This window comes from Pseudomonas sp. GM78 (assembly GCF_000282475.1).
Taxonomy (GTDB): Bacteria; Pseudomonadota; Gammaproteobacteria; order Pseudomonadales; family Pseudomonadaceae; genus Aquipseudomonas.
Genome location: NZ_AKJF01000133.1, coordinates 35,315 through 45,166 on the forward strand (window position 1 = coordinate 35,315; position 9,852 = coordinate 45,166).

At 62.6% G+C, this 9,852-nt stretch carries 8 protein-coding genes; all 8 read left to right on the forward strand.

What is annotated here, in order from left to right; translation table 11 throughout:
- The first annotated feature begins 5 nt into the window (after window positions 1-5).
- The 8 genes from PMI35_RS09900 to PMI35_RS09865 all read left to right on the forward strand — a co-directional run bounded on the left by PMI35_RS09900 (window position 6) and on the right by PMI35_RS09865 (window position 9,481).
- Window positions 6-1,139 (forward strand): acyl-CoA dehydrogenase family protein, encoded by a 1,134-nt coding sequence (locus tag PMI35_RS09900; RefSeq protein WP_008062503.1) that lies wholly within the window; start codon window positions 6-8, stop codon window positions 1,137-1,139.
- Entirely contained in the window at window positions 1,111-1,530 is a 420-nt protein-coding gene (locus PMI35_RS09895) for a MaoC family dehydratase (RefSeq protein WP_008062504.1), read from the forward strand. The genes PMI35_RS09900 and PMI35_RS09895 overlap by 29 nt, the downstream gene beginning before the upstream one ends.
- A 19-nt stretch (window positions 1,531-1,549) precedes the next feature.
- On the forward strand, window positions 1,550-2,728 hold the full coding sequence (locus PMI35_RS09890) for a lipid-transfer protein (RefSeq protein ID WP_008062505.1): 1,179 nt from the start codon (window positions 1,550-1,552) through the stop codon (window positions 2,726-2,728).
- 10 nt (window positions 2,729-2,738) lie between these two features.
- The gene (locus PMI35_RS09885) at window positions 2,739-3,908 is read left to right on the forward strand and encodes an acyl-CoA dehydrogenase family protein (RefSeq protein WP_008062506.1); all 1,170 of its coding nucleotides are present in this window, start codon (window positions 2,739-2,741) and stop codon (window positions 3,906-3,908) included.
- 53 nt (window positions 3,909-3,961) lie between these two features.
- Complete coding sequence (locus PMI35_RS09880) at window positions 3,962-5,149, forward strand: acyl-CoA dehydrogenase family protein (RefSeq protein WP_008062508.1); 1,188 nt, start codon at window positions 3,962-3,964, stop codon at window positions 5,147-5,149.
- Window positions 5,150-5,162: 13 nt separating this feature from the next.
- Complete coding sequence (locus PMI35_RS09875; protein ID WP_008062515.1) at window positions 5,163-6,317, forward strand: acyl-CoA dehydrogenase family protein; 1,155 nt, start codon at window positions 5,163-5,165, stop codon at window positions 6,315-6,317.
- Window positions 6,318-6,321: 4 nt separating this feature from the next.
- Window positions 6,322-8,010 carry a class I adenylate-forming enzyme family protein gene (locus PMI35_RS09870; protein ID WP_008062516.1) on the forward strand — a complete coding sequence of 563 codons (1,689 nt, stop codon included), beginning with the start codon at window positions 6,322-6,324 and terminating at the stop codon, window positions 8,008-8,010.
- 88 nt (window positions 8,011-8,098) lie between these two features.
- Complete coding sequence (locus tag PMI35_RS09865) at window positions 8,099-9,481, forward strand: DUF1329 domain-containing protein (protein ID WP_008062517.1); 1,383 nt, start codon at window positions 8,099-8,101, stop codon at window positions 9,479-9,481.
- Window positions 9,482-9,852: the final 371 nt, after the last annotated feature.

Consider the following 9,852-nt stretch of genomic DNA (forward strand, 5'->3'; position numbering starts at 1 on the left):
GCGGTATGGATTTTGAACTCAATGAAGACCAGCGTGCCATTGCCGAAATGGCGGGCAGCCTGATGAGCGACTACTGCACCGACGAGCGCCTGCGTGACTGGGATCTGTCGGGGCAAGCCTACATGCATGAACTGTGGTCCGGTTGTGTGGAAACCGGCCTGCATGCCTTGGCCATCCCCGAAGCGGCCGGTGGCAGCGGGCTGGGCATGACCGAGCTGATGCAGATCCTCGATGCCCAGGGTGGCGCTTTGGCGCAAGTGCCGCTGTGGCGTCACCAGCTGGCGGCGGCCACCCTGGCCGAATTCGGCGGTGCGCCACTGGCGCCCTGGGTTGAACAGGCCGTGACAGCTACGGGGTTGCTGACCCTGAGCCTCGATGGCCTGAGCAACGTGCGCGGCATTGAACTTCAGGCCAGCGCCGAGGCTGACGGCTGGCGGCTGGACGGGCGGGTCGCGGCGCTGGCCCTGGCCGAACAATCGGTGGCGGCGCTGGTGCTGGCCCTGGTCTCAGGGCTGCCACGGCTGGTGCTGGTAGACCTGGGCCAGGCGGGTATCAGCAGCGTGGCAGGGGTCATGACCCACGGCGAAGCCCTGGCCGACCTGAACTTCGAAGGCGTCACCCTGGGCAAGCATCAAGTGCTGCCCGAGGCCGCGCTGGACTGGCTGGCACCGCGCTCGATTGCCGCCCTGGCGGCGTTGCAGCTGGGCGTCAGCGCCGAGCAGGTGCATCGCACCGTGGCTTATGTCAGCGAGCGTGAGCAGTTCGACCGCAGCATCGGCAGCTTCCAGGCCGTGCAGATGAGTATGGCCGACACCCATGTGCACCTTGAGGTGCTGCGCAGCGCGCTGTGGCAACTGTGCTACCGCCTGGACGCCGGCCTGCCGGCACCTGCCGAGGCCCTGGCCACGGCGTACCTGGCCTGCGAGGCCGGGCACCGCATCGGGCACACCGCACAGCATGTGCACGGCGGTATCGGCGTCGACCTGACGTACCCGATCCACCGGTTCCTCTATTGGAGCCGGGCGCTGAGCAGTGCATTGGGAGGATCGTCGGTGATCCTGGAACGCCTCGGCGACTGGCTGAGCGATAACGACACCTTGGGATGGAAATATGACCTCGATGAACACCAAGCGCTTTGAAGACGTGCACACCGGCGAACAACTGCCCGAGCTGACGATTCCGATCACGGTCGGCCTGATTGCCGGCGGTGCGATTGCCACCCGCGACTACTTTCCCGGCCACCATGACCTGGAGGCGGCTCGTGCGCTGGGTTCGTCGCATATCTTCATGAACATCCTGACCACCAACGGCCTGGTGCAACGCTTCATCGAGCAGTGGAGCGGCCCGCAGGTGCAGTTCCGTTCGCTGAAAATCAAGCTAGGCGCGCCGAACTACCCCGGTGACAGCATGATCTTCAGCGGCGAAGTGACCCATCAGGATGCTGCTACACGCACCCTGGAAGTGACCCTCAAGGGCAAAAACTCCATGGGCAATCACGTGACCGGTACGGTCGCGCTGGTTCTGCCCTAATTCGCGGGAGACATCACAGATGACGAATTCGTCGATTTCCGGGCGCGCCGCCATTGTCGGGCTGGGCGCGACCGAGTTTTCCAAGAATTCCGGGCGCACCGAACTGCGCCTGGCCATGGAAGCGACCCTGGCGGCGCTCAAGGACGCCGGCATCGATCCCTCCGAGGTCGAGGGCTTCAGTTCCTATTCGGTAGACAAGGTTCCGGAGTATGAAATTGCCCGCCTGCTGGGCTGCAAGGACGTCAAGTTCTTCTCCCAAGTGCCCCACGGTGGTGGCGCCGCCTGCGGGCCGGTGATGCATGCGGCGATGGCGGTGGCCACAGGCGTGGCCAAGGTGGTGGTGGTCTATCGGGCGATGAACGAACGCTCCTGGTACCGCTTCGGCACCGGCAGTTACGGCTTTGCCTCGACGCCGACCTTCGAGAACGTCAATTACGGCTGGTACATGCCTCACGGCTTCCACACCCCGGCGGCCTGGGTCGGGATGTTTGCCCAGCGCTACATGCACACCTACGGCGCCACCTCCGAGGACTTCGGCCGGGTCGCGGTAGCGGTACGCGATTTCGCCGCCACCAACCCCCAGGCGTTTTTCTACGGCAAGCCGATTACCCTCGAAGAGCACCAGGCTTCGCGCTGGATCTGCGAGCCGCTGCACTTGCTTGACTGCTGCCAGGAATCCGATGGCGCGGTGGCCATGGTCATCACCTCGGCGGAGCGCGCCCGCGACCTGCCGCAAAAGCCGGTGATCATCAAGGCCGGGGCCCAGGGCATCGCCGCGGGGCAGCAAGTGATGACCTCCTACTACCGTGACGACATCACCGGCTTGCCGGAGATGGGCGTGGTCGCCAGGGAGCTGTACAGCCAGTCGCGCCTGGGCCCGCAAGACTTGCAGACGGCGGTCATCTACGACCACTTCACGCCTTTCGTGTTGCCGCAACTGGAAGAATTCGGCCTGGCCAAGCGCGGCGAGGCCAAGGAATTCATTCGCGCCGGGCACCATGCCCGTGGCGGTAAATTCCCGATCAACACCCATGGCGGTCAGTTGGGCGAGGCCTACATCCACGGCATGAACGGTATCGCCGAAGCGGTGCGACAGGTCCGTGGCACGGCGGTCAACCAGGTGGACAGTGTGGAAAACGTGCTGGTGACCGCCGGGACCGGCGTGCCTACCAGCGGCCTGATTCTCGGCGCGGTATAAGGAGCGTCTCATGTTCGTCGATCTCACCCCCGAACAACGTGCTCTGAGGCTCAAGGTCCGGGACTATTTCCAGAACCTGATGACCCCCGAGCTCCGCCAGCAAATGCGTGGCACCGAAGGCGGCGAGCTGTTTCGCCGCACCATCGCCCAGATCGGCCGTGATGGCTGGCTGGCCGTCGGCTGGCCCAAGGCTTACGGCGGCCAGGGCTACGCGGCCACCGAGCAGTTGATCTTCTTCGAAGAAGCCAACATTGCCGGCGCGCCGCTGCCGTTCGTGACCATCAGCACTGTCGGCCCGGCCCTGATGGCGCATGGTTCGGCGCTGCAGAAGGAAAAATTCCTGCCCGGCATTGCCGCCGGCGAAATCAACTTCGCCATTGGTTACTCCGAAGCCAGCGCCGGCAGTGACCTGGCAGTCCTCAAGACCACTGCCCGCGAAGATGCCGAAGGCTTTGTGGTCAATGGCAGTAAACTCTGGACGTCTGGCGCCGACTCGGCCGATTACATCTGGCTGGCGGCGCGTACCGACCCTGAGCAGGCGCGGCACAAGGGTATCTCGATCCTGATTCTCGATACCCGGGCCGAAGGATTTTCCAGCACCCTGATTCCGACTTCCGGCAACCCCACGGCCGCCACGTATTACGATAACGTACGGGTGCCGCGGAACATGCTGGTGGGCGAGTTGCACGGTGGCTGGAAACTCATCACCGCGCAGCTCAACCACGAACGCCTGGGGCTGGGAGCATGGTCCGACAAAGTCGTCAGCCTGTTCAGCCGGGTCTACTTGTGGGCACGTTGTGCCGATGAACAGGGCCACCGCGCCACCGATCATGCGTGGGTACGGCGCGACCTGGCCGAGTGTTATGCAAGGCTTGAAGCCATGCGCCTGATCAACTTTCGCATCGCCGCCGACCTTGAGCGCGATCGGGTCGACGTAGCGCTGGCCTCCACGACCAAGGTCTATGGCTCGGAGTCGGCGATCGAGATCCTGCGCAAGTTGTCGGCCATTGTCGGTGCCAGCGGGCTGACCCGGGCAGGTTCTGCGGCAGCTTATCTGCTCGGCGAGCTGGAGTATGAAGTGCGGGCGTCGGTCAACCTGACCTTTGGCGGCGGCACCAATGAAATCCAGCGCGAGTTGATCGCCCAGTTTGGCCTGGGGATGCCGCGCACCAGGCGCTGAGTCAGGCTGTACCCTTGATGCGAATAACAATAACGTCCCTTTCAGGTGAACGAATGAGCGCAATCGAACAATTCAGGCAAGCGACGCGCGACTGGCTGGAGGCCAATTGCCCAGCGTCGCTGCGCACCGCCACTCCCGAGGGCGAGATGGTCTGGGGTGGTCGTCATGTAGCCTTTCCCAATGAAGACGCCCGCCTCTGGTTCGAGCGTATGCGCGACAAAGGCTGGTTCTGTCCGCAATGGCCCAGCGAGTATGGCGGTGGTGGACTGAGCGCCGAATACAACGCGGTACTGGAAAGCGAACTGCGTCGGCTCAAATGTCGACCGGCGCAAATCAACCTGGGTATCTGGATGCTCGGTCCGGTGCTGCTGGAGTTCGGCAGCGAAGCGCAGAAGCAGGCGCTGTTGCCACCCATGTGCCGCGGTGAGGTGCGCTGGTGCCAGGGCTTTTCCGAGCCCAATGCCGGTTCCGACCTGGCCAGTTTGAAAACCTCGGCCATCGCCGATGGCGATGACTTCGTGGTCAATGGCACCAAGATCTGGACCTCCTACGGCGACAAATCCGACTGGATGTACGCCTTGGTGCGCACCGATCCCAAGGCGCCCAAGCACCAGGGCATCAGCCTGATCGTGCTGGACATGAAAAGCCCGGGAGTCAGCGTTTCGCCGATTGACCTGATCAGCGGCAAGTCGGCGTTTTGCCAGGTGTTCTTCGACAATGTGCGGGTCCCGCAGAGCCAGTTGATCGGGCCGCTAAACGGTGGCTGGAACCTGGGCAAGAGCCTGTTGCAGCACGAGCGCAGGGCCATGTCCAAGTTTGGCGAATTCAGCCTGCCGACACACTTTCATCTGCTGCCGTTGATCGAACGTTACCTGCCAGACAGCCAGTCGCCCGCTGACCAGGCCCTGCGCGCCCGCGCCCAGGCCTGCGCAATGGACGAACATGCCTACAACCTCACCGTGCAGCGCATGGGCGAGGAGGCCAGGGCTGGCCTGGACACCAGCGCGATCATGGCGATCATGAAGCTGGTGCATACCGAGCAGGAGCGCGACAAGTTCGAGATCCTCCTCGATGCCCTCGGCTACCGCGCGTTGGGCCTTGAAGGCGAGCCGTTCAGCAGCGAGGAACTGGCCGTCACCCGAGGCTGGCTCAACAGCTTTGCCCTGACCATCTCTGGCGGTTCGTCGGAAGTGCAGTTGAATGTCATCGCCAAGCGGGTCTTGAACCTGCCGAGTGTTTAAGGGGAGTGTGACCATGAGTCTGGTGTATAGCGAAGAGCAACGCCTGTTGGCGGACAGTGCTCGCGAGTTCCTGGCGGCGCGCAGCCCGGTAGCGGCGCAGCGGCGCCTGCGAGACGAGGCCTGCGAACCCGGTTACGACCCGCAACTGTGGCAGGAGACAGTTGGCCTGGGCTGGAGCGCGATACCGTTTCCCGAGGCGCTGGGTGGACTGAATTTTGGATGCATGGGCCTGGGGCCGATTTTCGAGGCCATGGGTAGAAACCTGTCGGCCTCACCGCTGTTGTCCAGTGTGGTGCTCGGTGGTTCGCTGATTCATCTGGCAGGCTCTGCGGCGCAGCAGGATCAGTGGCTGACGGCGTTGATCAGCGGCGAACGGCGCCTGGCCCTGGCCCTGGATGAAAAACCGCGCCATGGGCCTGTGCACACGGCGCTGACGGCCACCGCCGAGTCCGGTGGCTATCGTCTGGACGGCGAGAAGTTCTTCGTGATCGATGGCCTGGGTGTCGATGCCTACCTGGTCACTGCACGAACCGACGGCCAGGCGGGTGAAGAGCAGGGCATCAGCGTGTTCCTGGTGCCGGCAGACACGCCGGGGCTGCAGGTCAGTGCACTGTCGTTGATCGACTCGCGCAATTACGCGCAGCTGCGTTTCAGTGCGGTGCAACTGGGCAGCGAAACCTTGCTCGGTACCGTTGGGGCAGCGTGGCCAGCCCTGGATGAAGCGCTGGATCGGGGGCGTGCGTGCCTGGCTGCGGAGTTGCTTGGCGCCGCCGAGCAGTTGTTCGCCCTGACCCTGGATTACCTCAAGACCCGCGTGCAGTTTGATGCCTTGATCGGCTCGTTCCAGGCCTTGCAGCATCGTGCGGCGCGCTTGCACGTGGAACTGCAACTGGCCCGCAGCGCCGTGATGGCGGCGTTGTCAGCGCTCGACGACAGCGCCTTGAGCGCGGCTGAACGTGGGCGCCTGGTGAGCCTGGGCAAATGGAAAGCGGGCGAAGCCGCTGCCCGGATCAGCAATGAAGCGGTGCAGATGCACGGCGGTATCGGTGTCACCGACGAACTGGATGTGGGCCTTTATCTCAAGCGAATTCGCGTGGTCCAGGCGTGTCTGGGTGACAGTGATTTCCAGTGTGCGCGCTACGCCGCTTTCGAGTCTTTGGAGAAGTGAAAACATGAAGCTGGAACAGTGGCGCAACGCCTGGCAGCAGTTGATCGGCCCGGGATCGCCGTACGAGGTGGTGACTTCGCCCAACGGTAACCTGCGGTATTTTCGCCATGCACCACCCAACCTGCTCGATGCCATCGATGCAGGTCGCGTGCACGGTGACCGTGAGTTTCTGGTGTGGGAGCAGGAGCGGCTGACGTTCGCCGGATTTTTCGACCAGGTCGATCGGCTGGCCGCACAACTGTCCCAACGTTTTTCGGTGAAGCAGGGCGATCGGGTGGCTATCGCCATGCGCAACCAGCCGGCCTGGCTGGTGGCCTTTGTCGCGGTGCAACGGTGCGGCGCGGTGTGTGTGCCCCTGAACAGTTGGGGCCTGCGCGACGAGCTGTTCCATGGCCTGCAGGACAGTGGCGCCCAGGTGCTGGTGTGTGACGAGCAGCGCCTGCGCCTGCTGGCGGGCGACGTGCTCAACGAGGGCCTGGTCAGCATTGTGGTCGGTGTACAGGAAGGGCAAGCGCTTGCGCCCAACTGCCAGCGTTTTGAGGCATTGATCCAGGCCCCGGTGCTGGCGTTGCCGGCCATCACCATCGACCCCGATGACCCGGCGCTGATCCTCTATACCTCCGGTACCACCAGTCGGGCCAAGGGTGTGCTGTCAAGCCACCGCGCCATTTGCCAGGCGCTGACGGCCCTGGAGTTCCAGTCAGCGTTCTGCGCTGTGAGTTCGCCCGAGCGCATCCAGGCGGTGATCGACAGCGGCCTGGCGCCGACCAACCTGATGGCGGTGCCGCTGTTCCATGTCAGCGGCCTGCACGCGCAGTTTCTGCTGGCCCTGCGCAGCGGACGACGCTTGTTGCTGATGTACAAGTGGGACGTCGACAAGGCCTTTGACCTGATTCGCGACGAGCGCTGTACCCAGTTCAACGGTGCACCGGTGATGATGCAGCAATTGCTCGGCTCGCCACGCTTTGACAGCACCGACAGCGACAGCCTCTACGGCCTCGGCCTGGGAGGGGCGCTGGCGCCGAGCCGGCTGCTGGCGCAGATCAGCAAGCGCAAGCCCAAGGCGATTGGCGGCAGTGGTTACGGCCTGACCGAGAGCAACGGCATCGGCGCGGCGGTGGGTGGCGACCAGTTCGTGTACAAACCCGATTCGGTGGGCTGGCCGCTGCCGATCGTTGATGTGTGTATCGGTCCCGACCCGTATTCGCCGCTGCCAGCAGGGCAAAGCGGCCTGATCTGGCTGCGTTCGCCAACGCTGATGAGCGCCTACTGGCGCTTGCCCGAAGCCAGTGCCCAGACGTTGCAGGACGGCTGGCTGGACACCGGTGACATCGGCCTGCTGGATGACGAGGGCTTCCTCTACATCACCGACCGGGCGAAGGACCTGATCAACCGTGCGGGGGAAAAGATTTCCGCCAGTGAAGTGGAGTCCTGTATCTGCGAAATGCCCGGGGTCGTTGAAGCGGCCGCCTTTGCGGTGGCCGATGAGGAGTTGGGTGAGCGCCTGGTGCTGGTATTGCGCAGCGAACTTGATCCGGCGCCGACCCGGGAGCAGGTGTGTGCCTTTATCGGCCAGCGCCTTGCCGCCTACAAGGTACCAGCCGAGGTACATGGTTTTCAGGAGCCGCTGCCACGTAATGCGTCGGGCAAATTGATCAAGGCACAGATCCGTGAATTATTGGTCAGTGCCTGACTGATTAGTCTTTCCGGACGATGTTCTCCCCAGCAGATCAGGAACAATGGAGTACCCCAGTAGTCCTGGTCTGCGAAGGAGCCAATCGATGAAAATAACAACAAGAGGCGTGATGTTCGTAGCTGCAGTGGCCGCCAATGTCGGCCTGCAAGGCAACGTACTTGCGCAGGTATCGCCGCAAGAGGCTGCCAAACTCGGCAAGGAACTGACCTGTGTCGGTGCCGAGAAAGCCGGCAACGCCGAAGGCACCATCCCGCCCTACACCGGCAAGTACCTCGGCGAGGTACCAGGCTGGAATCACGTGAAGTTTTCCGGCAGCCAGCCGGTCGACCCCTACGCTTCCGAAAAGCCGATCCTGGTGATCACCGCGCAGAATATGAGCCAGTACGAAAGCCATTTGACCGAAGGTCAGAAGGCCCTGCTCAAGCGCTACCCAACCACCTACAAGATGAACATCTACCCAGGTCATCGTGACTTCCGCTACCCGGACTATGTTTGCGAACGGGCGATGAAAAACGCCTTGAACGCCAAGCTGGCCGACGACGGCATGGGCATCGAAGGGATCGGCCAGATACCGTTTCCGATCCCGAAAAACGGCATGGAGCTGCTGTGGAACCACCAGCTGCCGGCGCGTGCCTACACCGAAGAAAAGGTCAGCGATTTGGCGTCAGTCCTGCCTAACGGCAGCATCGGCTGGGGTCGTGCCCATGCGCGAAATCTCTCGCAAGCCAACTCGCCGACAGTCGAGCCCAAGACTGAAGGCGCGATACAGGCCATGAGCTGGAACACCACGCTAAAACCGGCGCGCGACAACGGTGTAGTGAGTATTTCCCAAGAACCCTACAACTTCCTCACCAACCCGCGTCAGGCCTGGAGCTACAGCCCGTCCACCCGGCGTGTACGGCAGTTGCCTGGCTACGGTTACGATCAGCCCATGATCGGTACCAACGGCACCATGACTGTCGACGAAGACCGTCTTTACAACGGCTCGCCCGAGCGTTTCAACTGGACGCTGATCGGCAAGCGTGAAGTCTACGTTCCGGCCAACGCTTTCAAGCCGAACACCGGTGCCGTCAAGTACGCCGACATCCTCACCCCCAACCACCCCAACCCTGACTACATGCGCTATGAGCTGCGCCGTGTCTGGGTGCTTGAGGCCAAGTTGAAAGAGGGCTACCGCCATGTCTACGGCAAGCGTGTGCTGTTTATTGACGAAGACACCTGGAACTCGGTGGTTTCGGACAACTACGACAGCCGTGGTGCACTGTGGAAGCATGCGATGATCAACTACTACTACCACCCGGACATGAGCGCCTGGCAGGCCGGTTCGCAGTTCTTCATGGACCTGAACTCAGGGCAGTACACCGGCTACGCCATGACCAACGAGTCCAAGAAGGGGCCGATTCTCAACGAAGCCAAGTTCACCCCGGACATGTACACCGCGGATGCGGCACGAGCGATGGGGCGCTAACGGCACTGATCATGTGAAGATAAAAAAACCCAGGTGAAAATCTGGGTTTTTTTTTGGCTTGAGCGACCTCATTGCAGGGCTGTTCGAGGTCCATTGTGGGAGCGAGGCTGCTCCGGGCGGCGTTCCGACGAAAAACGTCTAGACACCGCGACCATTCAGACAGTGCGCGTTATCGTTGACGTCCATCGTCGGAACGCCGCCCGGAGCCGGCTCGCTCCTACAGTCGTAGTACTGCTCACTTTAGGTTGGAGGGCTCCAGGTGCATATTTGGAATGGGTGTATATCCGTTGCTGCGGTAACGGCCACTTAGGGTTTCGCCCTTACGGCGAGTCACTTGGAAAAGCCCCAAGTAACCAAGGGCTCTTGCCCCT